Source organism: Pseudomonas sp. 1L-E-NC-VB-C3 (genome assembly GCF_057291535.1).
This window is the reverse complement of sequence record NZ_JBXAWD010000018.1, coordinates 48,778-71,485: the sequence shown is the minus strand read 5'-3', so window position 1 is coordinate 71,485 and position 22,708 is coordinate 48,778. Positions and strand designations below refer to the sequence as shown.

23 protein-coding genes are annotated in these 22,708 nt (G+C 60.5%); 20 read left to right on the top strand and 3 right to left on the bottom strand.

Annotation, left to right across the window (positions count from 1 at the left end; translation table 11 throughout):
* Position 1 precedes the first annotated feature (1 nt).
* From cysE to AC0Z5Z_RS23890, 20 genes are all read left to right on the top strand, one after another.
* The gene (cysE, locus tag AC0Z5Z_RS23985; protein ID WP_024014221.1) at positions 2 to 778 is read left to right on the top strand and encodes a serine O-acetyltransferase; all 777 of its coding nucleotides are present in this window, start codon (positions 2 to 4) and stop codon (positions 776 to 778) included.
* Positions 779 to 1,018: 240 nt separating this feature from the next.
* The gene (gene iscR / locus AC0Z5Z_RS23980) at positions 1,019 to 1,510 is read left to right on the top strand and encodes a Fe-S cluster assembly transcriptional regulator IscR (protein WP_016773323.1); all 492 of its coding nucleotides are present in this window, start codon (positions 1,019 to 1,021) and stop codon (positions 1,508 to 1,510) included.
* 50 nt (positions 1,511 to 1,560) lie between these two features.
* Positions 1,561 to 2,775, top strand: coding sequence for an IscS subfamily cysteine desulfurase (locus AC0Z5Z_RS23975; RefSeq protein WP_016773324.1), 1,215 nt, complete (start codon positions 1,561 to 1,563; stop codon positions 2,773 to 2,775).
* A 100-nt stretch (positions 2,776 to 2,875) separates the two neighbouring features.
* Positions 2,876 to 3,262, top strand: coding sequence for a Fe-S cluster assembly scaffold IscU (gene iscU, locus AC0Z5Z_RS23970; protein WP_003227907.1), 387 nt, complete (start codon positions 2,876 to 2,878; stop codon positions 3,260 to 3,262).
* A 34-nt stretch (positions 3,263 to 3,296) separates the two neighbouring features.
* On the top strand, positions 3,297 to 3,620 hold the full coding sequence (gene iscA / locus AC0Z5Z_RS23965) for an iron-sulfur cluster assembly protein IscA (protein WP_003227904.1): 324 nt from the start codon (positions 3,297 to 3,299) through the stop codon (positions 3,618 to 3,620).
* A gap of 8 nt (positions 3,621 to 3,628) precedes the next feature.
* A complete protein-coding gene (gene hscB, locus AC0Z5Z_RS23960; protein WP_056790165.1) occupies positions 3,629 to 4,150 on the top strand; it encodes a co-chaperone HscB in 522 nt (173 codons plus the stop codon).
* A gap of 50 nt (positions 4,151 to 4,200) precedes the next feature.
* On the top strand, positions 4,201 to 6,066 hold the full coding sequence (gene hscA, locus AC0Z5Z_RS23955; protein WP_039761433.1) for a Fe-S protein assembly chaperone HscA: 1,866 nt from the start codon (positions 4,201 to 4,203) through the stop codon (positions 6,064 to 6,066).
* On the top strand, positions 6,066 to 6,407 hold the full coding sequence (gene fdx, locus AC0Z5Z_RS23950) for an ISC system 2Fe-2S type ferredoxin (protein ID WP_016773327.1): 342 nt from the start codon (positions 6,066 to 6,068) through the stop codon (positions 6,405 to 6,407). The genes hscA and fdx overlap by 1 nt, the downstream gene beginning before the upstream one ends.
* A gap of 14 nt (positions 6,408 to 6,421) precedes the next feature.
* Positions 6,422 to 6,622, top strand: a complete 201-nt coding sequence (gene iscX / locus AC0Z5Z_RS23945) for a Fe-S cluster assembly protein IscX (protein ID WP_252868237.1) — start codon at positions 6,422 to 6,424, stop codon at positions 6,620 to 6,622.
* 88 nt (positions 6,623 to 6,710) lie between these two features.
* The gene (ndk, locus tag AC0Z5Z_RS23940; protein ID WP_024014216.1) at positions 6,711 to 7,136 is read left to right on the top strand and encodes a nucleoside-diphosphate kinase; all 426 of its coding nucleotides are present in this window, start codon (positions 6,711 to 6,713) and stop codon (positions 7,134 to 7,136) included.
* Between the two features lie 28 nt (positions 7,137 to 7,164).
* Positions 7,165 to 8,313, top strand: coding sequence for a dual-specificity RNA methyltransferase RlmN (gene rlmN / locus AC0Z5Z_RS23935; RefSeq protein WP_024014215.1), 1,149 nt, complete (start codon positions 7,165 to 7,167; stop codon positions 8,311 to 8,313).
* Between the two features lie 12 nt (positions 8,314 to 8,325).
* A complete protein-coding gene (pilW, locus tag AC0Z5Z_RS23930) occupies positions 8,326 to 9,084 on the top strand; it encodes a type IV pilus biogenesis/stability protein PilW (protein ID WP_252876855.1) in 759 nt (252 codons plus the stop codon).
* Positions 9,084 to 10,103: a RodZ domain-containing protein gene (locus AC0Z5Z_RS23925; RefSeq protein WP_095181707.1), complete on the top strand. Its 1,020-nt coding sequence runs from the start codon at positions 9,084 to 9,086 to the stop codon at positions 10,101 to 10,103. The genes pilW and AC0Z5Z_RS23925 overlap by 1 nt, the downstream gene beginning before the upstream one ends.
* Before the next feature lie 3 nt (positions 10,104 to 10,106).
* A complete protein-coding gene (gene ispG, locus AC0Z5Z_RS23920) occupies positions 10,107 to 11,216 on the top strand; it encodes a flavodoxin-dependent (E)-4-hydroxy-3-methylbut-2-enyl-diphosphate synthase (RefSeq protein WP_016773332.1) in 1,110 nt (369 codons plus the stop codon).
* A gap of 22 nt (positions 11,217 to 11,238) precedes the next feature.
* Complete coding sequence (hisS, locus tag AC0Z5Z_RS23915; protein WP_252882632.1) at positions 11,239 to 12,528, top strand: histidine--tRNA ligase; 1,290 nt, start codon at positions 11,239 to 11,241, stop codon at positions 12,526 to 12,528.
* Positions 12,529 to 12,569: 41 nt separating this feature from the next.
* Positions 12,570 to 13,211 (top strand): tetratricopeptide repeat protein, encoded by a 642-nt coding sequence (locus AC0Z5Z_RS23910; protein ID WP_056790153.1) that lies wholly within the window; start codon positions 12,570 to 12,572, stop codon positions 13,209 to 13,211.
* A complete protein-coding gene (gene bamB, locus AC0Z5Z_RS23905) occupies positions 13,204 to 14,355 on the top strand; it encodes an outer membrane protein assembly factor BamB (RefSeq protein ID WP_016773335.1) in 1,152 nt (383 codons plus the stop codon). The genes AC0Z5Z_RS23910 and bamB overlap by 8 nt, the downstream gene beginning before the upstream one ends.
* Before the next feature lie 135 nt (positions 14,356 to 14,490).
* Positions 14,491 to 15,963, top strand: coding sequence for a ribosome biogenesis GTPase Der (der, locus tag AC0Z5Z_RS23900; protein WP_024014210.1), 1,473 nt, complete (start codon positions 14,491 to 14,493; stop codon positions 15,961 to 15,963).
* Positions 15,964 to 16,252: 289 nt separating this feature from the next.
* Positions 16,253 to 17,401, top strand: a complete 1,149-nt coding sequence (locus AC0Z5Z_RS23895) for a pyridoxal phosphate-dependent aminotransferase (RefSeq protein ID WP_485611736.1) — start codon at positions 16,253 to 16,255, stop codon at positions 17,399 to 17,401.
* On the top strand, positions 17,389 to 18,180 hold the full coding sequence (locus AC0Z5Z_RS23890; protein ID WP_122507799.1) for an amidohydrolase: 792 nt from the start codon (positions 17,389 to 17,391) through the stop codon (positions 18,178 to 18,180). The genes AC0Z5Z_RS23895 and AC0Z5Z_RS23890 overlap by 13 nt, the downstream gene beginning before the upstream one ends.
* A 176-nt stretch (positions 18,181 to 18,356) precedes the next feature.
* Here AC0Z5Z_RS23890 and leuA read toward each other — a convergent pair whose 3' ends face one another.
* The 3 genes from leuA to xseA form a co-directional block, all read right to left on the bottom strand.
* On the bottom strand, positions 18,357 to 20,036 hold the full coding sequence (gene leuA, locus AC0Z5Z_RS23885; protein ID WP_016773339.1) for a 2-isopropylmalate synthase: 1,680 nt from the start codon (positions 20,034 to 20,036) through the stop codon (positions 18,357 to 18,359).
* Positions 20,037 to 20,499: 463 nt separating this feature from the next.
* On the bottom strand, positions 20,500 to 21,321 hold the full coding sequence (locus AC0Z5Z_RS23880; RefSeq protein ID WP_083353522.1) for a peptidoglycan DD-metalloendopeptidase family protein: 822 nt from the start codon (positions 21,319 to 21,321) through the stop codon (positions 20,500 to 20,502).
* 3 nt (positions 21,322 to 21,324) lie between these two features.
* Complete coding sequence (xseA, locus tag AC0Z5Z_RS23875; RefSeq protein ID WP_485611735.1) at positions 21,325 to 22,704, bottom strand: exodeoxyribonuclease VII large subunit; 1,380 nt, start codon at positions 22,702 to 22,704, stop codon at positions 21,325 to 21,327.
* Positions 22,705 to 22,708: the final 4 nt, after the last annotated feature.

The window sequence follows — 22,708 nt, the reverse complement described above, 5'->3', positions numbered from 1 at the left end:
GATGTTTGAGCGTTTGCGTGAAGATATCCAGAGCGTATTCCATCGAGACCCGGCGGCACGTAACGCTTTTGAAGTCCTGACCTGCTACCCCGGCATGCATGCGATCTGGATTCATCGACTGGCCGGCATGCTCTGGCGCAACGAATTGAAGTGGCTGGCGCGGCTGGTGTCGAACTTCGGTCGCTGGCTGACCGGGATCGAGATTCATCCGGGCGCCAAGGTCGGTCGGCGTTTCTTCATCGATCACGGCATGGGCATCGTCATTGGTGAAACCGCCGAGATCGGCGACGACGTCACCATCTATCAAGGCGTGACCCTCGGCGGCACCAGTTGGAACAAAGGCAAGCGTCACCCGACGTTGGGTGATGGCGTGGTGGTCGGCGCTGGCGCCAAGGTGCTTGGCCCGTTCACGGTGGGTGCCGGCGCCAAAGTCGGTTCCAATGCTGTGGTCACCAAAGAAGTGCCACCGGGCGCCACTGTAGTGGGGATTCCGGGGCGGATCATCGTCAAGACCGATGAAGAGCAGGACGCCAAGCGCAAAGCCATGGCGGAAAAGATCGGTTTCGACGCCTACGGTGTCAGCGAAGACATGCCTGACCCGGTGGCTCGCGCCATCGGCCAGTTGCTCGATCATCTGCAAGCAGTGGACGGGCGCCTGGAAGGCATGTGCGGCGCGCTGAAGGATCTGGGCAGCAATTACTGTGCGAAAGATCTGCCTGAACTGCGTGAAGAAGACTTCGCTTGCGTCAAGGGCAAGGACGAATCGAAAGCCGGCTGAACCGCGGCGCTGCTTTTCGCGAGCAGGCTCGCTCCCACAAGAGCAATGCATTCCAATGTGGGAGCGAGCCTGCTCGCGAAGAACGATCACGCGGTTCCGCTGGCTGTCCGCAGCCCGTCTTTGCTATAGTGTGCGCGCTCTTTTGCGGGTAAACCCGACTAAAGCACTAGGTCTTATAGTTGACTTAAATGCTCGGGAATTGCATACTCCCGCCCATTCCGAACTCCGTGGTAACTGTCCATGCGACTGACTACAAAAGGCCGATACGCCGTGACCGCCATGCTTGACCTGGCGTTGCACGCGCAGCACGGGCCGGTGTCTCTGGCCGATATCTCCGAGCGCCAAGGCATCTCCCTGTCCTACCTCGAGCAGCTGTTTGCCAAGCTGCGCCGCAGCAACCTGGTTTCCAGCGTTCGCGGTCCGGGTGGTGGCTACCAGTTGTCCCGCGACATGCAGGGCATCCAGGTCGCCCAGGTGATCGATGCGGTGAACGAATCGGTCGATGCCACCAAGTGCCAGGGCCAGGGCGATTGCCATTCCGGTGATACCTGCCTGACCCATCATCTGTGGTGCGACTTGAGCCTGCAGATTCACGAATTTCTGAGCGGTATCAGCTTGGCCGACCTTGTCACTCGCCGTGAGGTACAAGAAGTGGCCCAGCGTCAGGACCAGCGCCGATGCAGCAGCAAGGCGCCACGCCTGGACAAGATTGAAGCGTCCGCCGTCGAATGACAGCCGAAGAGCTACCCGCGGCACGCCAGCCCTGATTTAGGAGATAGTCCATGAAATTGCCGATTTACCTTGATTACTCTGCAACCACCCCGGTTGATCCGCGCGTTGCGCAGAAAATGAGTGAATGCCTGCTGGTCGACGGAAACTTCGGTAACCCGGCGTCCCGCTCCCACGTGTTCGGCTGGAAGGCTGAAGAGTCCGTCGAAAACGCTCGTCGTCAGGTGGCCGATCTGGTCAATGCCGACCCGCGCGAAATCGTCTGGACCTCCGGTGCCACCGAATCCGACAACCTGGCGATCAAGGGCGCGGCACATTTCTACGCCTCCAAGGGCAAGCACCTGATCACCAGCAAGATCGAGCACAAGGCAGTCCTCGACACCATGCGCCAGCTGGAGCGTGAAGGCTTCGAAGTGACCTACCTCGAGCCGACCGAAGACGGTCTGATCACCCCGGCAATGATTGACGCCGCACTGCGCGAAGACACCATTCTGGTGTCGGTGATGCATGTCAACAACGAAATCGGCACCATCAACGACATCGCTGCCATCGGCGAGATGCTGCGCGCCAAAGGCGTGCTGTTCCATGTCGACGCGGCTCAGTCCACCGGCAAGGTCGAAATCGATCTGCAGAAGCTGAAAGTCGACATGATGTCGTTCTCCGCCCACAAGACTTATGGCCCTAAAGGCATCGGCGCGCTGTACGTCAGCCGCAAGCCGCGTGTGCGCATCGAAGCGACCATGCACGGCGGCGGTCACGAGCGCGGCATGCGTTCCGGCACCCTGGCGACCCACCAGATCGTCGGCATGGGCGAAGCGTTCCGCGTAGCCAAGGAAGACATGGCCGCTGAAAACGTGCGCATCAAAGCCTTGAGCGATCGCTTCTACAAGCAGGTCGAGCACCTGGAAGAGCTGTACGTCAACGGCAGCCTGACCGCCCGCGTTCCGCACAACCTGAACCTGAGCTTCAACTACGTTGAAGGCGAGTCGCTGATCATGGCGCTCAAGGATCTGGCGGTATCGTCCGGTTCGGCCTGCACCTCGGCGTCGCTGGAGCCTTCGTACGTACTGCGCGCCCTGGGCCGCAACGACGAACTGGCACACAGCTCGATCCGCTTTACCTTCGGCCGTTTCACCACCGAAGAAGAAATCGACTACGCCGCGCAGAAAGTCTGCGAGGCCGTTACCAAGCTGCGCGCTCTGTCGCCGCTGTGGGACATGTACAAAGACGGCGTCGATATCTCGAAAATCGAGTGGGCGGCACACTAACTATAGAAGCCGCCGGATACAGATCCTGTAGCGACGCGGCGTTAACGCAGCGCAGTTGCAGGGTCTCAAGAGCGGCCCTGATGAGTGAGGATTGAGAATCATGGCTTACAGCGAAAAGGTCATCGACCACTACGAAAACCCGCGCAACGTCGGCAAGATGAACGCGGAAGATCCTGATGTCGGCACCGGCATGGTCGGCGCTCCGGCGTGCGGCGACGTGATGCGTCTGCAGATCAAGGTCAACGATCAGGGCGTTATCGAAGACGCCAAGTTCAAGACCTACGGTTGCGGTTCGGCCATTGCCTCCAGCTCCCTCGCCACCGAGTGGATGAAGGGCAAGACCCTGGACGAAGCCGAAACCATCAAGAACACTCAGCTGGCCGAAGAACTGGCCCTGCCGCCAGTGAAAATCCACTGCTCCGTGCTCGCTGAAGACGCTATCAAAGCGGCTGTTCGCGATTACAAGCAGAAGAAAGGCTTGATCTGAATTTCAAGATTCGGCGACGAGTAAGGAGTCAACGATGGCTATCAGCATGACAGAAGCGGCTGCTCGACACGTGCGGCGCTCCCTCGATGGGCGCGGCAAAGGTGAAGGGATTCGTCTGGGTGTTCGCACCACAGGCTGTTCCGGCCTTGCCTACGTGCTGGAGTTTGTCGACGAGGTGGTGGCGGAAGATCAGGTGTTCGAGAGTCACGGCGAAAAAGTGATCATCGACCCGAAAAGCCTGGCCTACCTGGACGGCACCGAGCTCGACTTCGTCAAGGAAGGGTTGAACGAAGGCTTCAAGTTCAACAACCCCAACGTGCGCGGTGAATGTGGCTGCGGCGAAAGCTTCAACATCTGAGGCTGGTCGTGGGTATTCCTTGTCATTTCGCTTTATTCGAGCTGCAACCGAGCTTCCGCCTGGATCTCGAGCAGTTGGCCACGCGCTACCGTGAGTTGGCGCGCGGCGTCCATCCTGACCGTTTTGCCGATGCATCCGAACGCGAGCAGCGCTCGGCGCTCGAGCAATCGGCGCGGCTCAACGACGCCTACCAGACGCTCAAGAGCCCGGCCCAGCGCGCACGCTACCTGCTGAAAATCAGCGGGCATGAAGTGCCGATGGAAGTCACCGTCCACGATCCCGAGTTTCTTCTGCAGCAGATGCAATGGCGCGAAGAGCTCGAAGATCTGCAGGACAGCGCCGACCTCGACGGTGTCGCGGTATTCAAGCGTCGTTTGAAGACGGCTCAGGAACAGCTCAACGAAAGCTTCGCAGCCTGTTGGGATGATGCAGCGCAACGTGAACAGGCCGAACGCCTGATGCGGCGCATGCAGTTCCTCGACAAGCTCACCTACGAAGTGCGCCAGCTGGAAGAGCGCCTCGACGATTAACCCAGTGCTGCCCTGATTGCACGCTGACAGACAGACAAGACCTGATCACCATGGCTCTACTGCAGATCGCCGAACCCGGCCAAAGTCCTCAACCGCACCAGCGCCGTCTGGCTGTGGGCATCGACTTGGGTACTACCAATTCGCTGGTCGCTGCGCTGCGCAGTGGTCTTTCCGAACCGCTGGCCGACGCCAACGGGCAGGTCATCCTGCCGTCCGCCGTGCGTTATCACGCCGACCGCGTCGAAGTCGGTGAGTCCGCCAAGCTGGCGGCATCCTCCGATCCTCTTAACACCGTGCTTTCGGTCAAGCGCTTGATGGGTCGTGGTCTGTCCGACGTCAAGCAATTGGGCGAGCAACTGCCGTACCGCTTTGTCGGCGGCGAATCGCACATGCCGTTCATCGACACCGTGCAAGGACCGAAAAGCCCGGTTGAAGTCTCCGCCGATATCCTCAAGGTCCTGCGTCAGCGCGCTGAAGCGACCTTGGGTGGCGAACTGGTTGGCGCGGTAATCACCGTTCCTGCCTACTTCGACGATGCGCAGCGTCAGGCCACCAAAGATGCGGCCAAACTCGCCGGTCTGAACGTGTTGCGTCTGCTCAATGAGCCGACCGCTGCTGCTGTGGCGTATGGTCTGGATCAACATGCTGAAGGCCTGGTTGCAATTTATGACCTTGGCGGCGGTACCTTCGATATTTCGATTCTGCGTCTGACTGGCGGCGTCTTTGAAGTTCTGGCCACTGGCGGCGACAGCGCGCTGGGCGGCGATGACTTCGATCATGCGATTGCCGGCTGGATCATCGAGAGTGCTGGCCTGTCCGCCGATCTCGATCCGGGCGCACAACGCAATCTGCTGCAAACCGCCTGCGCGGCCAAAGAAGCTTTGACCGATGCAGCCAGTGTGGAAGTGGCTTACGGCGACTGGAAAGCGCAACTGACCCGCGAAGCCTTCGATGCGCTGATCGAGCCAATGGTCGCGCGCAGTCTGAAAGCCTGCCGCCGCGCGGTTCGCGATTCCGGTATTGAACTCGAAGACGTCCACGCTGTGGTCATGGTCGGCGGTTCGACCCGCGTGCCACGTGTTCGTGAAGCCGTTGCCGAAGCCTTCGGTCGTCAGCCATTGACGGAAATCGACCCGGATCAAGTGGTGGCCATCGGGGCCGCGATCCAGGCCGACACCCTGGCTGGCAACAAGCGCGATGGCGGCGAACTGCTGCTGCTCGACGTGATTCCGCTTTCCCTTGGTTTGGAAACCATGGGCGGTCTGATGGAGAAGGTGATTCCGCGCAACACCACCATCCCGGTCGCCCGCGCTCAGGACTTCACCACCTATAAAGACGGCCAGTCGGCCATGGCGATCCACGTGTTGCAGGGTGAGCGCGAGCTGATCAGCGACTGCCGCTCTCTGGCACGGTTCGAATTGCGCGGCATTCCGGCGATGGTGGCCGGTGCGGCGAAAATTCGCGTGACCTTCCAGGTCGACGCCGACGGTCTGCTCAGCGTGTCTGCCCGTGAATTGGGCTCGGGCGTTGAGGCGAGCATTCAGGTCAAACCTTCCTATGGTCTGACCGATGGCGAAATCGCCAAGATGCTCAAGGATTCGTTCCAGCACGCCAATGACGACAAGGTCGCCCGTGTTCTGCGTGAGCAGCAAGTCGATGCCCAGCGCCTGCTCGAAGCGGTGCAGGGCGCGCTGGAGGCCGATGGCGAGCGTCTGCTCGACGCCGAAGAGCGCATGGTCATCGAACTGCAAATGCAGGAACTGGCCGAACTGATGAAAGGTACCGATGGCTACGCCATCGAGCAGCAGACCAAGCGTCTGTCGCAAGTGACCGATGCTTTTGCTGCCCGCCGCATGGATCTGACGGTGAAAGCCGCTCTGTCGGGGCGCAACCTGAATGAAATCGAGGATATCTGATGCCGCAGGTCATTTTTCTGCCCCACGAGAAGTTCTGCCCTGAAGGCATGGTGGTCGAGGCTGCGCCCGGCACATCGATTCTCGAACTGGCCCACGAACACCATATCGAGATGGAAAGCGCGTGCGGCGGCGTCTGCGCCTGCACCACGTGCCATTGCATCATCCGCGAGGGTTTCGACTCGCTGGAAGAGGCCGACGAGCTGGAAGAAGACTTCCTCGACCGTGCCTGGGGCCTGGAAGCGCAATCGCGTCTGGCATGTCAGGCCATCGTCGGTGAGGAAGACCTCACCGTCGAGATTCCGAAATATTCGCTTAACCATGCGGCCGAAGCGCCGCACTGACTGGTAAGACTGTCATGAGCTACGGTTGGAATGATGTTCAACGCATTGCAGAAGAATTGGCGGAAGCCAAGCCGGATGTAGATCCGGTTTATGTCAATTTCGTCGACTTGCAGCGATGGATCATGGAACTGCCTGACTTCGACAACACCTCCGGCCGTGTCGGCGAGAAGGTGTTGGAAGCGGTTCAGGCGCTCTGGATCGAAGAAGTCGACTGATCGTCCTCGCAGGTTAGGCAATACCAAAGAACCCGCGTATAATTCGCGGGTTTAATTTTTCGCAAATTACCGTTTCTGGAGTTACACCATGGCTGTTCAACGTACTTTCTCCATCATCAAGCCTGACGCCGTTGCTAAAAACGTGATCGGCAAGATCACCACTCGCTTCGAAGACGCTGGCCTGCGCGTTGTAGCTTCGAAACTGAAGCAACTGTCCAAAGCCGAAGCCGAAGGCTTCTACGCTGAGCACAGCGAGCGCGGTTTCTTCGGTGACCTGGTTGCTTTCATGACTTCCGGTCCGGTTGTCGTTCAGGTTCTGGAAGGTGAAAACGCTATCGCTCGCAACCGTGAGCTGATGGGCGCTACCAACCCTAAAGAAGCTGCTGCCGGCACCATCCGTGCTGACTTCGCTGAATCGATCGACGCCAACGCCGTTCACGGTTCGGACTCCGAAGCTGCTGCCGCTCGCGAAATCGCTTACTTCTTCGCAGCTACTGAAGTAACCACTCGCTAAGCATTGCTTGCAGAGTGAAGGTGAATCCATGACTACATCGACTGTTAAAACAAACCTGCTGGGTCTGACCCAGCCGGAAATGGAAAAATTCTTCGACTCAATCGGGGAGAAGCGTTTCCGTGCCGGTCAGGTAATGAAATGGATTCACCACTTTGGCGTCGATGATTTCGACGCTATGACGAACGTCAGCAAAGCCTTGCGCGACAAGCTCAAGGCCATTGCTGAAGTGCGTGGTCCGGAAGTGGTCAGCGAGGACATCTCCAGCGACGGCACCCGTAAATGGGTGGTGCGCGTGGCGTCCGGCAGCTGCGTCGAGACCGTGTACATTCCCCAGGGCAAACGCGGCACCTTGTGCGTTTCGTCCCAGGCAGGCTGTGCCCTGGATTGCAGTTTCTGCTCCACCGGCAAGCAAGGCTTCAACAGCAACCTCACCGCCGCCGAAGTCATCGGTCAGGTGTGGATTGCCAACAAATCTTTCGGCAGCGTCCCGGCCACCGTCGACCGCGCCATCACCAACGTGGTGATGATGGGCATGGGCGAGCCGTTGCTGAACTTCGACAACGTCGTCGCCGCCATGCATCTGATGATGGATGACCTCGGCTACGGGATCTCCAAGCGCCGCGTGACCCTGTCCACCTCGGGTGTGGTGCCGATGATCGATGAGCTGGCCAAGCACATCGACGTATCCCTGGCGTTGTCCCTGCATGCACCGAATGACGCATTGCGTAACCAATTGGTGCCGATCAACAAGAAATATCCGCTTAAGATGCTGCTCGAGTCGTGCCAGCGCTACATGTCCGCCCTTGGTGAGAAACGTGTGCTGACCATCGAGTACACCTTGCTCAAGGACGTCAACGACAAGCTTGAGCACGCAGTGGAAATGATCGAGCTGCTTAAAGACATCCCGTGCAAGATCAACCTGATCCCGTTCAACCCGTTCCCGCACTCCGGGTACGAGCGGCCGAGCAACAATGCCATCCGCCGCTTCCAGGATCAGTTGCATCAGGCCGGTTTCAACGTCACCGTGCGCACCACCCGTGGTGAAGACATCGACGCCGCATGTGGTCAATTGGTAGGGCAGGTGCTGGATCGCACCCGTCGCAGCGAACGTTACATCGCCGTGCGCGAGTTGAGCGCCGACAGCGATCTGGCACAGAACGCCGCGAACACTAACTAAGAGAGGATCTCTATGTCCCTGCGCTTTGCGCTGCTGTTGCTGTTGGCCAGCCTGTGCGCTGGCTGTGTCCTGTCGGGTGACTACAACCCGATGAAGACCAGCAAGGGCCGCGATGAAGCGCGGGCTGCCTACGTGCAGCTGGGGCTGGGCTATCTGCAGCAAGGCATGACCGAGCGCGCCAAGGTGCCATTGAAGAAAGCGCTGGAGCTGGACAGTTCCGACCCCGACGCCAATGCGGCCCTCGGTCTGGTGTTCCAAGCTGAAATGGAACCGGCACTTGCCGACGAGCACTTTCGCAAGGCCCTGTCCTCACGTCCCGCCGATGCGCGCATCCTCAACAACTACGGCAGTTTTCTCTACGAAGAACAGCGCTACAAGGAAGCCTACGAGCGTTTTGAACAAGCGGCCGCCGATACCCTGTATCCTGAGCGCTCGCGGGTCTTCGAAAATCTCGGCATGACCGCCGCCAAGCTCGGCCAGCGTGATCTGGCCCAGCAACAGCTGGAAAAAGCCCTGCGCCTGAATCGCCAACAACCGCGCGCATTGCTGGAAATGGCTGAGTTGTCCTTCGAAGACAGGCATTATGTGCCCGCGCGTGACTATTACGACCGTTTCAGCCAGCTCACCGAACAAAATGCACGTAGTCTATTGCTCGGCGTTCGGCTGGCAAAAGTGTTTGAAGATCGCGACAAGGCAGCCAGTTACGGTCTGCAATTAAAACGACTCTATCCCGGTACGCCGGAATATCAGCAATACCTGTCGGAGCAATGATGAAAGCGGCGCATCCCGAAGTTGTAGCAGCGAATCGCGTAAATCCCGGTGAGACCCTGCGCCAGGCCCGCGAAAGCAATGGCTGGTCGCTGGCCGAAGTGGCCCTCAAGCTCAACCTCACCGTGACGTCCCTGAGCAATCTTGAAGCCGGCGCTTTCGACAAGCTGCCGGGGCATACCTTCGCTCGCGGTTACATTCGCGCCTATGCCAAATTGCTCGGCATGGACCAGACCGTTCTGGTTCAGCAATTCGACCAGTCCACCGGCACCGATTCCCAGGGCAGCAACGTTCATGCCCTCGGTCGTATCGAAGAGCCGGTGCGCGTTTCCCACACCATTTTGCGTATCGTCAGCCTGTTGCTGCTGATCGCGGTCATCGGTGGCGGTTTCGTCTGGTGGCAGGATCAGACCTCGCAGCGCACCCGCGATCTGACCAGCCTGGCGCCTGAACACGTCGAAGTCGAAGGCGCGGACGGCACCACGCAGATCCACCCGATCGACGAGCCGGAAGATCAGGCTGTCGCCGAAAATCAGGCCGACAGTTCGACAACGCTGGCCTTGCCGCAGTCGGAAACCAGTGCTGAATCGACCGGCGCCGAATCTGCTGCGCCAGCTACCGAGCCAGCTGCCCCGGCAGTTGCGCCAAGCGCACCGGCACAGACGCCTGCGCCAGTGGTGGCGGCTCCGGCCACTCCAGCGCCGAATGTCCCAGCGACACCTGCCCCGACCGCGCCGGTTGCTCAAGCGCCAAGCGCTGAAGCAGCTGCTCCGGTTGCCGGCGAAGGCCAGGTGCAATTGCAGTTCACCGGCGATTGCTGGGCACAGGTGACCGATGGCCGTGGCAAAGTGATTTTCAGCGGCCTGAAGCATAAAGGCGACAGCGTGAGTGTTTCCGGCAAGCCGCCGCTCGCCGTACGTCTGGGCGTTGCCCGCGCGGCACAGGTCAGCTACAACGGCCAACCGGTCGATATCGCTCCGTTCACCAGTGGCGAGACTGCTCGCCTGAAGTTGGGTCAATAAGTCATGCACGGCGAATCTCCAATCAAACGTCGCGAATCGCGCAAGATCTGGGTCGGCAACGTACCGGTGGGCGGCGACGCGCCGATCGCTGTGCAGAGCATGACCAACAGCGACACCAATGACGTCGCCGCGACCGTGGCGCAGATCAATCGTCTGGAAGCCGCCGGCGTCGACATCGTTCGCGTCTCGGTGCCGGACATGGACGCCGCCGAGGCGTTCGGCAAGATCAAGCAACTGGTCAAAGTGCCGTTGGTGGCCGATATCCACTTCGACTACAAAATCGCCTTGCGCGTGGCCGAACTGGGTGTGGACTGTCTGCGCATCAATCCGGGCAACATCGGTCGCGAAGACCGCGTGCGTGCCGTGGTCGATGCGGCGCGTGATCGCGGCATTCCGATCCGCATCGGCGTCAACGCCGGTTCGCTGGAAAAAGACCTGCAAAAGAAATACGGCGAGCCGACCCCGGCCGCATTGGTCGAATCCGCGCTGCGCCACGTTGAACACCTCGAACGCCTGAATTTCCAGGACTTCAAGGTCAGCGTGAAAGCCTCCGACGTGTTCATGGCCGTCGAAGCCTACCGCCTGCTGGCGAAAGAAATCGTTCAGCCGTTGCACTTGGGCATCACCGAAGCCGGCGGTTTGCGCTCGGGCACGGTGAAATCCGCCGTGGGCCTAGGTATGCTGCTCGCCGAAGGGATTGGCGATACTATCCGCATCTCGCTGGCGGCCGACCCGGTCGAGGAAGTGAAGGTCGGTTACGACATTCTCAAGTCTTTGCATCTGCGTTCCCGTGGCATCAACTTCATCGCCTGCCCGAGCTGCTCGCGGCAGAACTTCGATGTGGTCAAGACCATGAACGAGCTGGAAGGGCGCCTTGAAGACCTGCTGGTGCCGCTGGATGTCGCGGTCATCGGTTGCGTGGTCAACGGCCCCGGCGAAGCCAAGGAAGCCCATATCGGCTTGACCGGCGGCACGCCAAACCTGATTTACATCGACGGCAAGCCGTCGCAGAAGCTGACGAATGACAATCTGGTGGACGAGCTGGAAAAGCTGATCCGCCAGAAAGCGGCCGAAAAGGTCGAAGCTGACGCTGCCGTTATCGCGCGCGGCTGATCGAACGAATTAAGGAAATTTTGTGAGCAAGTCTCTGCAAGCCATTCGTGGCATGAACGACATCCTGCCCGAACAGACCCCGCTGTGGCGTTATTTCGAAGGCACTGTGGCGCGTCTGCTGGATAACTACGGTTACAAGCAGATCCGCATGCCGATCGTCGAGTTCACCGAGCTGTTCAAGCGCTCGATCGGCGAAGTCACCGATATCGTCGAAAAAGAGATGTACACCTTCGAAGACCGCAACGGTGATTCCCTGACCCTGCGTCCCGAAGGCACTGCGGCGTGCGTGCGTGCCGTGCTTGAGCACGGCATCACCGGCGGTGGTCAGGTGCAGAAACTCTGGTACATCGGCCCGATGTTCCGCCACGAGCGTCCGCAAAAAGGCCGTTATCGCCAGTTCCACCAGATCGGTCTGGAAGTGTTCAACCTCGACGGTCCGGACATCGACGCCGAGCTGATCATCATGACCTGGCGCCTGTGGGGCGAGCTGGGCATCCGTGATGCGGTCAAGCTCGAACTCAACAGCCTCGGCACCAGCGAATCCCGTGGTCGCTATCGTGAAGCGCTGGTCGAGTACCTCTCGGCGCACCACGACAAGCTCGACGAAGACAGCCAGCGTCGTCTGAAAACCAACCCGCTGCGCGTGCTCGACACGAAAAATGCCGACACCCAGGCCGTGCTGGTCGATGCGCCGAAAATGGCCGATTACCTCGACGACGAGTCCCGCGCTCACTTTGAAGGCCTGAAGGCGCGTCTGGATGCCGTCGGCATTCCTTACGTGCTCAACCCGAAACTGGTGCGTGGCCTCGATTACTACAGCAAAACCGTTTTCGAATGGGTCACCGACAAGCTCGGCGCCCAGGGCACCGTGTGCGCGGGCGGCCGTTACGACGGTCTGGTCGAGCAGATGGGCGGCAAGCCGACCCCGGGCGTCGGTTTCGCCATGGGCATCGAGCGTCTGGTATTGATGCTCGAAACCCTTGAGCAGATTCCGCAGGAAATTTCCCGTCAGGTCGACGTCTACCTCTGCGCCTTCGGTGAAGAGGCCGAGCTGGCCGGTCTGGCCCTGGCCGAACGTGTTCGCGATCAACTTCCAAACCTGCGCCTGCAAGTCAATGCCGGCGCCGGCAGTTTCAAAAGCCAGTTCAAGAAGGCCGACAAGAGCGGTGCGCTGTACGCATTGATCCTCGGTGACGACGAAATGGCCCAGCAAGTGGTAGGTTTCAAACCCCTGCGTGGCCAGGGCGAACAACAAAGCATTGCCTGGGATGCGCTTGCCGCTCACCTGGCCACCTGCGTCGTGCAGGGTTGAAGCTGTCTTAACAGCCGATTTAGCGATTAAGGAGTATTGGGGTGTCGAGTACCGAAGACGAACAGTTGGCGGATTTGAAGGACTGGTGGACACGCAACGGCAAACCTCTGGTCACCGGCGGCCTGTTGGCGCTGGTCATCGTGTTCGGCTGGCAGGCCTGGCACAAATACCAGAGCAACCAGTCGCAAGGCGCCTCGGTGCTCTATCAGCAATTGCTGGAAACCACGCTGACGCCTGACGGCAAGCCTGATGCCGCACGCGTTGCGGATCTGGCCGGCAAGCTCAACAGCGAGTACGGCGGTTCTGCCTATGCGCAATACGGCAGCCTGTTCGTCGCCAAAGTGGCGGTCGACAGCGGCAAGCTGGACGACGCGGCAACCGAACTCAAAGCCATCGTCGACAAACCGGCCAACCCGGCGCTGGGCGAAATCGCCCGTCAGCGTCTGGCGCAGGTGCTGGGCGCGCAGGACAAGGCCGAAGACGCCCTGAAACTGCTCGACGGCGATGCCGACAAAGCGTTCCTGGCCACTCGCGAAGAACTCAAGGGCGACCTGCTGGTGCGCTTGGGCCGTACCGATGACGCGAACAAGGCGTATCAAAAAGCCAAGGCGGCACTGTCGGATGAAGCGGCGGTCGGTGGCCTTCAAATCAAGCTCGACGACCTGGCCAAAGGGGATGCGTGACGTGATCCGTTGGAAGCATGCAGCATTGCTGGCTCTGGCCCTTCTGGCCGCGGGTTGCAGCAGCAACAGCAAGAAAGAATTGCCACCGGCCGAACTGACCGACTTCAAAGAAGAAGTCGTTCTGCAGAAGCAGTGGAGCCGCTCGATCGGTGACGGTCAGGGCGAAACCTACAACATGCTGGTGCCGGCGATCGACGGTGACACCATCTACGCCGCCGATGTGACCGGTGTGGTGATGGCGCTGGATCGCAGCAACGGCGACGTGAAGTGGGACCAGGATCTGGAACTGCCTGTCTCCGGCGCCGTTGGCGTGGGTTATGGTCTGGTACTGATCGGTACGCTGCGTGGCGAAGTCGTCGCTCTGGACACCAGCAACGGTGAAGAGAAGTGGCGTGCCCGCGTCAACAGTGAAGTGCTCGCGCCGCCGGCCAACAATGGCGACGTGGTGGTGGTGCAGACCCAGGACGATCGTCTGATCGGTCTGGACGCTGCCACCGGCAACCAGCGCTGGGTGTATGACAGCACCCCGGCGGTCCTGACCCTGCGTGGCACCAGTGCTCCGCTGGTGACCAACCGTCTGGCCGTAGCTGGCCTGTCGACCGGTAAAGTGGTCGCGCTGGACATCTCCAACGGCGTGCCGGTGTGGGAACAACGCATCGCCATTCCACAAGGTCGTTCGGAGCTGGAGCGCGTGGTCGACATCGACGGCGGTCTGCTGCTGTCGGGCGGCACGCTGTACGTGGCCAGCTATCAGGGTCGCGTTGCGGCACTGGACCTGGAAAGCGGTCGTCAACTGTGGCAGCGCGATGCGTCGAGCTACGCCGGTATCGCTCAAGGTTTCGGCAGCGTCTACGTGAGCCTGTCCTCGGGCACCGTTGAAGGCGTCGATGAGCGTTCCACCACCGCACTGTGGAGCAACGACTCGCTGGCTCGCCGTCAACTGTCGGCTCCGGAAGTGTTCTCCAGCTACGTAGCTGTGGGTGACCTGGAAGGTTATCTGCATCTGCTGAGTCAGGTCGACGGTCGTTTCGTCGGCCGTGAGCGCATCGACAGCGACGGCCTGCGTGCCCGTCCGCTGGTGGTGGGCGACACGATCTATGTGTATGGCAACAGCGGCAAACTGGAAGCCCTGACCATCAAGTAACAACTATGCTTGGGGTTCATCCCCAAGCGGCCCTGCATCAGCAGGGTTTGCAGCGCCCCCGGGTGTTGCCCCGAGCACCAGCCGCTGCCTCGCAGCGGCTTTTGTATTTTCTGAAATAACGAAGTGGAGAGCCGCATGGTTCCCGTAATCGCCCTGGTGGGCCGACCGAACGTCGGCAAGTCCACCTTGTTCAACCGCCTGACCAGGACTCGTGACGCCATCGTCGGCGACCTGTCCGGTCTGACCCGTGATCGCCAGTACGGTGAGGCCAAGTGGCAAGGGCGTTCCTACATTCTGATCGACACCGGCGGTATCTCCGGTGACGAACATGGTATGGACGAAAAAATGGCCGAGCAGTCGCTGCTGGCCATCGAAGAAGCCGATGTGGTGCTGTTTCTGGTAGATGCCAAGGCCGGTTTTACCGCTGCCGACCAGATGATCGCCGAGCATTTGCGCAAACGTAACAAGCGTTCCCACGTGGTGGCCAACAAGGTCGACAACATCGACCCGGAAATGGCCCGCGCCGAATTCGCCCCGCTGGGCATGGGCCACGCGATCCCGATCGCCGGCGCCCACGGCCGTGGCATCACGCAACTGCTGGAAGCCGCCCTGAGCGAATTCCCGCGCGATGATGACGAGCCGGCTGAAGGTGAAGAGGAAGAAGTCGTTGCCGAAGGCGAGGAAGCCAAGCGCATTCCTGGTCCGAGCGAAAAAGACGGGATCAAGATCGCCATCATCGGTCGTCCGAACGTCGGCAAGTCGACCCTGGTCAACCGCATGCTTGGTGAAGACCGGGTCATCGTGTACGACCAGCCGGGCACCACCCGCGACAGCATCTACATTCCGTTCGAGCGCAATGAAGAGAAGTACACGCTGATCGACACCGCCGGTGTGCGCAAGCGCGGCAAGATCCACGAAGAAGTCGAAAAATTCTCCGTGGTCAAAACCCTGCAGGCGATCAAAGACGCCAACGTGGTGATCTTCGTGATGGACGCCCGCGAGGGTGTGGTCGATCACGACCTGAACCTGCTGGGCTTCGCGATCGAATCCGGTCGTGCGCTGGTCATCGCGATCAACAAGTGGGATGGCATGACGCCGAGCGAGCGCGACTTTGTGAAAGTCGAGCTGCAACGTCGTCTGTTCTTCGTTGACTACGCCGACATTCACTTCATCTCGGCGTTGCACGGCACGGGCGTGGGCAACCTCTACGCTTCGGTGCAGAACTCGTTCAAGTCCGCTGTTACCCGCTGGCCGACCAACCGCCTCACCCAGATTCTCGAAGATGCGGTGGGCGAGCACGCGCCGCCGATGGTCAACAACCGTCGGATCAAGCTGCGTTACGCTCACCTCGGTGGTGCGAACCCGCCGATCATCGTGATCCACGGTAACCAGATCGAGAAAGTGCCGAAGTCGTACGTGCGCTATCTGGAGAACACTTACCGTCGTGTACTCAAGCTGGTCGGTACGCCGATCCGCATCGAGTTCAAGGGCGGCGAGAACCCGTACGAAGGCAACAAGAACACGCTGACCGACCGCCAGGTCAACAAGAAGCGTCGCTTGATGTCGCACAACAAGAAAGCCAGCAAGAAGCGCCGCGACAAGAAGTGATCCGAGGCCCTGCACAATTTTGTGTGGGGCTTTTGTGGCGAGGGGATTTATCCCCGATGGGCTGCGCAGCAGCCCCAAAACCTGTGTCTGCGGTGTATCAGTCAAACCGCATTCAACGGGTTTGCGACTGCTTCGCAGCCGGAACGGGGATAAATCCCCTCGCCACAGGATTGGGTTTGTTCAATGAGAGAAGGGCGCCGTTTGGCGGCCTTTTTTTATGGGCGCCGGATGGGCTATCCTCGGTCTCCCGCGCCGTCGTCAGAGCCGGGTGTTGAGCAGAGAACCCCCGATGATCACCAGCAAGCTGCCGAATGTCGGCATCACTATTTTCACGCAGATGTCTCAGCTCGCGGCGCAGACCGGCGCGATCAACCTGTCCCAGGGTTTCCCGGATTTCGACGGCCCGCAGTCGTTGCGTGATGCGGTCGGGCGGCATATCGCCAGTGGCCATAACCAGTATTCACCGATGACCGGATTGCCGGCGTTGCGTCAGCAGATCGCGGCCAAGATCGCCCGCAGCTATGGCGTGACTGTCGATGCCGATCATGAAGTGACGGTAACGCCCGGCGCGACCCAGGCGATCTTCTGCGCGATTCAGGCAGTGATTCACAGCGGCGATGAAGTCATCGTCTTCGATCCGTGCTACGACAGCTACGCACCGGCAACGGAGCTGGCGGGTGGTCGTTGCGTGCATGTGCAGCTGAATCCGGACGATTTCTCCATTGATTTCGATCAGCTCGCAGCGGCCCTGAGTCCGCGGACGAAAATGATCGTCATCAACACCCCGCACAACCCGAGCGGCGCATTGATCAGCCGCGACGAGCTCGATCAACTGGCGGCGTTGATCCGTGATCGCGACATCTATCTGATCAGCGACGAAGTCTACGAACACCTGGTTTTCGACGGCGTGCCGCATGTCAGCGTGCTGGCCCATGAAGAGTTGTATCAGCGCGCGTTCGTGGTCAGCTCGTTCGGCAAGACGTACCACGTCACCGGCTGGAAAACCGGCTACGTCGTCGCCCCGCCAGCGCTGACAGCCGAATTGCGCAAGGTGCATCAGTACGTCAGTTTCTGTGGCGTCACACCGCTGCAATACGCGCTGGCCGATTACATGGCCGAGTACCCGGAGCACGTTGAAGAGCTGCCGGGTTTCTATCAGGCCAAGCGCGATCTGTTCTGCGATCTGCTCGCGCCGTCGCGCTTCAGTTTTACCCGGGTCACCGGCACCTATTTCCAGTTGGTCGATTATTCGCAGATCCGTCCGGATCTGAATGATGTCGACATGGCCATGTGGATGACTCGCGAGCAAGGTGTCGCGAGCATTCCGGTGTCGGTGTTCTACCAGAATCCACCGCAAGGCCAGCGCCTGATACGCCTGTGCTTTGCCAAACGCGAGGAGACGCTGCGTGAAGCGGCGGCGAAACTATGCGTGATCTGAGTGCATTGCCAGACCTGACCCTGGCGCTGATCCAGACAAGCCTGGCCTGGCACGATCGCCAGGCCAACCTCGAGCATTTCGAGCTGCTGCTGGAGCAGGCCCGGGGAGCCGATCTGATCATCCTGCCGGAGATGTTCACCACCGGATTCTCGATGGAATCAGAAACCCTCGCCGAAGCCGAAAACGGCCCGACCAGCAAATGGCTGCGGGCGCAGGCGGCGAAGTTCGATGCGGTCATCACTGGCAGCGTGATCATTCAGGCGGCTGACGGCAGCCATCGCAACCGCTTGCTGTGGGCGCGGCCGGACGGCGAAGTGCTGCATTACGACAAGCGTCACCTGTTCCGCATGGCCGGCGAGCACAACCATTACACGCCGGGCGAGCGGCAGGTGCAGTTCGAGCTCAAGGGCTGGCGGATTCGTCCGCTGATCTGCTACGACCTGCGTTTCCCGGTGTGGAGCCGCGACGCGCAGGACACCGATCTGCTGCTGTACACCGCCAACTGGCCGGGCGCACGGCGTCTGCACTGGAATCGCCTGCTGCCGGCACGAGCGATTGAAAATCTCTGCTACGTGGCAGCGGTAAATCGGGTGGGCAGCGATGGCAAAGGCTTCGCGTATACCGGTGACAGTCAGGTGCTGGATTTTCAGGGCGAGACGTTGCTGGCGGCGGGGGAGGCGGATGGTGTGTTCAAGGTGATTGTGGAAGCGGCGCCGTTGGCGGCGTATCGCGAGCGCTTTCCGGCGAATCTGGATGCCGACACTTTCGAGTTCACCTGATACTCCCAGCGCCTGTCAGGACGCCTTCGCGAGCAGGCTCGCTCCCACAGGGAAATGCATTCCAAATGTGGGAGCGAGCCTGCTCGCGAAGGGGCCATAAAAGTCAGCCAGAAACCTGTAGGCAAAGAAAGGCCCCGGAGTTTGCACTCCGGGGCCTTTCGCATTTCAGCGGTCGATTACGCCGCTTTCGCCTCTGGCTGGCTCAGCGAGCGGTTCAGCGCGCTGAACAATGCCTTGAAACTCGCCGTGGTGATGTTTTCATCGATACCCACGCCGTGCACTGCACGTTCACCGTTCACCCGCAATTCGATATAGGCCGCCGCTTTGGCATTGGTGCCCGCGCCGATCGCGTGTTCGTTGTAGTCCATGATTTCCACCGGAATCGGCAGGCCGGCGACCAGAGCTTCCAGCGCGCCGTTGCCCTTGCCGCGCCAGTGCAGGTTGGTTTCGCCCTGACCTTTGCTGGCTACTTCGACTTCTACGGCGCTGTTGCCGTTTTCTTCCTGCAAACGATGGCTGACCAGCGCATACGGAGTGTTGGCCTGCAGGTATTCGCTGATCAACAGCGAGTGAATCTGCTTGGCGGTCATCTCCAGGCCCAAACGGTCGGTCTCACGCTGCACGACCTGGCTGAACTCGATCTGCATGCGCCGTGGCAGGCTGATGCCGTACTCCTGCTCCAGCAAGTAAGCGATGCCGCCCTTGCCCGACTGGCTGTTGACGCGGATCACCGCCTCGTAGCTGCGACCGATGTCGGCCGGGTCGATCGGCAGGTACGGCACTTCCCACAGGGTGTCCGGTTTCTGCTGGGCGAAGCCCTTGCGGATTGCGTCCTGGTGCGAGCCGGAGAACGCGGTGTGAACCAGGTCGCCAACGTACGGATGACGCGGGTGCACCTGGATCTGGTTGCACTCTTCGACGACCTTGCGCACGCCGTCGATGTCGGAGAAGTCCAGCTCAGGGTCGACGCCCTGGGTGTACATGTTCAGCGCGACGGTGACGAGGTCGACGTTGCCGGTGCGCTCGCCGTTGCCGAACAGGCAGCCTTCGACGCGGTCGGCGCCGGCCATCAGGCCCAGCTCGGTGGCGGCGACGCCGGTGCCACGGTCGTTGTGGGTGTGCAGGCTGATGATCACGCTGTCACGACGATTGATGTTGCGGCCGAACCATTCGATCTGGTCGGCGTAGACGTTCGGCGTCGCGCATTCAACCGTGGCCGGCAGGTTGAGGATCATCTTGTGCTCAGGCGTCGGGTTCCACACCTCGATCACGGCGTCGCAGACTTCCTTGGCGAATTCCAGCTCGGTAGCGCTGAAGGTTTCCGGCGAGTATTCGAAGGTCCACTCGGTTTCCGGCTGCATGGCTGCGTATTTGACGAACAGCTTGGCAGCGTTGACGGCGATGGCCTTGATACCGTCCTTGTCCTGGTTGAAGACGATGCGACGGAAAGAAGGCGAGGTGGCGTTGTACAGGTGAACGATGGCTTTCTTCGCCCCGCGCAGGGATTCGAAGGTGCGCTCGATCAGGTCTTCACGGCCCTGGGTCAGTACCTGAATGGTGGTGTCGTCCGGGATGTGGCCTTCTTCGATCAGCGTGCGCACGAAGTCGAAGTCGGTTTGCGACGCGGCCGGGAACGACGCTTCGATCTCCTTCACGCCGACCTGCACCAAGGTTTTCCAGAAGCGCAGCTTCTTCGCCGCGTCCATTGGCTCGATCAGCGACTGGTTGCCGTCACGCAGGTCGGAGCTGCACCAGATCGGCGCGGCGTCGATGGTCTTCGACGGCCAGGTACGATCCGGCAGGTTGATGACGGGAAACGCGCGGTATTTCGAAGACGGGTCTTTGAGCATGCTCATCGGGAAATTCCTTGTTGTCTGGGCCGAAAAGAGGCGGCCTGCCGGTTGAACGAATGTTCTTGGAAAAGCGTGGGACGAGGCGCAGCGATTCAGCCTGGCAGTCGTGCGCTGACGAGGCACAGGCTGCGGTGCTGGCGAAGCTGAATGAGGGTGTGAGAGGTTTTCATGGCTTCAACCCTAACCGCGAGGGGAAAGGATGGCAAGCAGTCGAAAAAAATTGAGAGGAATACCCGAAAAGCGGGATTTTGCAGGAATTTATTGCGCCTAAGGCCGTGGAAGTTATTGATGTTTGCGTAAGGCTAGATTGGGGCGCAATTGAGTTTTTTGAGAATCATTGAGTATGGCGGTGTTTTATAGGCCGCCTTCGCGAGCAGGCTCGCTCCCACAGGGGATCTTTGTTGTGAATAAGATCCAGTGTGGGAGCGAGCCTGCTCGCGAAGAGGCCGGTCGCCTCAACCCATATTCAAGGTTGGAAAGCCCCAATGAAAATCGCCGGATCCACCCGCGCGTCATTCAGGCTGACGTTCCAGTGCATATGCGGCCCGGTCGCGCGGCCGGTCGCGCCGACCTTGCCCACCACCGCGCCACGGGCCAGTTGCTGGCCGTTTTTCACGTCGATCTTCGACATGTGGCAGAACATGCTGATAAAGCCTTGGCCGTGGTCAACAAACACCGTGTTGCCGTTGAAGAAGTAATTGCCGATCAGAATCACCTTGCCCGCCGCCGGGGTCTTGATTGGCGTGCCCGCCGGCACTGCGAAATCGAGGCCGGCGTGAGGATTGCGCTCTTCGCCGTTGAAGAAACGACGCACACCGAACTTGCTCGACAGCGGCCCGTTGACCGGTTTGTCCAGCAGCAGATTGCTCGGCGTGTTCGGGCTGAAACTGCGATAAGCCGCGATCTGTTCCGCCAGTTCGCCTTCAATGCGCTTGAGGTTGTCGGCGTTCGGATTGACCTGCTGTTTGTTCTTCAGGGTGATGTGCTGTTCCGGGTATTTCTTGCTGCCCACGGTAAACGGCAGGTTACGCCCGCCACTGCTGATCTGCTGCGCGCCAGGCTTGACCGTCAGCGGCACGCCGACGATCGCCAGCCAGTTGTTCTGCTCTTTGACCACCAGCACCGGTTTGCCTTGATAGGTGGCTTTCGGCGCCTGCGCGGCGGTGCCCAGATCCACCACGGCGACGCCGCCCGGCACCGGTTTGTTCAGCAGCCGAGTGATGTAACTGTCGGCGTGGGCGTTGAAGGTCAGGCAGAGCAACAGCAGCGGAGCGAGAAAACGCGGCATGGATCAGTCCAGTAAAGAGAGGGTGACGGGCGTCAGGTGATTGTCCTCGACGCGCACTTGCAGTTCGCCTTCGCCGAGTTTGGCTTTCAGGCGCTGGCCGGTGTGGGTCTGCGCAGCGTTGCGGATCGCGTGGCCACGCTCGTCGAGCAGGATGCTGTAACCGCGACCGAGGGTCGCCAATGGACTGACCACATGCAGGGTCTGCATCTGACTGTGCAATAGCTGACGACGCTGTTTCAGACCATCGCGCATGGCTCGGGGCAAACGTTCGGCGAGGCTGTCGAGGCGCTGGCGAAGCATCGCCAGTTGGCGTCCCGGATGTTGCCCGGCGAGGCGGGTTTCCAGACGGATCAGGCGTTCGCGGCGGGTATTGAGATGGCGTTCGAAGGCCCGGCGCATGCGCATGTCCAGATCATCCAGACGCTGAGCCTGCTGGCGCAGACGTTCGCCGGGATGGCGCAAGCGACGGGCCATGCCTTCGAGGCGCAGACGATCACGCATCAAGCGGTCACGCATGCGCATCACCAGACGCCGGTGCAGGCTCTCGACCTGACGGATCAGATGGCTGGAATCCGGAGCGAGCAGTTCGGCGGCGGCCGAGGGCGTCGGTGCGCGGACGTCGGCGACAAAATCGCTGATCGAAACATCGGTTTCATGGCCGACGGCGCTGACAATGGGTGTGACACAGGCATCGACCGCGCGCGCCACGGCTTCTTCGTTGAAACACCAGAGGTCTTCCAGCGAGCCGCCGCCACGGGCGAGGATTAGCGCGTCAAAGCCACGGGCATCGGCCATTTTCAGCGCGCGAACGATTTGCGCGGTGGCCTCGCGGCCCTGTACAGCGGTTGGAATCAGAGTCAGTTGCACTTGCGGCGCACGGCGGCGGAATACGCTGATGATGTCGCGAATCACCGCGCCGGTCGGCGAGCTGATGATGCCGATGCGCTGCGGATGCGCGGGCAGCGGCACTTTGCGTTCGGCACTGAACAGGCCTTCGGCGCTGAGCTTTTCCTTCAGCGCATCGAAGGCCAGACGCAGCGCGCCGTCACCGGCCGGCTCCACGGTGTCGAGGATCAGCTGATAGTCGCCACGGCCTTCGAACAGCGAAACCTTGCCGCGCACCTTGACCGCCAGACCATCCTTCAACGCCTGACGTACGCGCGCGGCGTTCTGCCGGAACAGCGCGCAACGCACCTGCGCGCCGCTGTCCTTGAGGGTGAAGTAGACGTGGCCGGACGCCGGGCGCGCGAGGTTGGAGATTTCGCCCTCGACCCAGATGTTGCTGAAGACGTCTTCAAGCAACACCCGCGCGCGGCCGTTGAGCTGGCTGACGGTCAGGACTTCACGGTCCAGGCCAAGTCTTGCAAAGGGATCTTTAATCATGGGG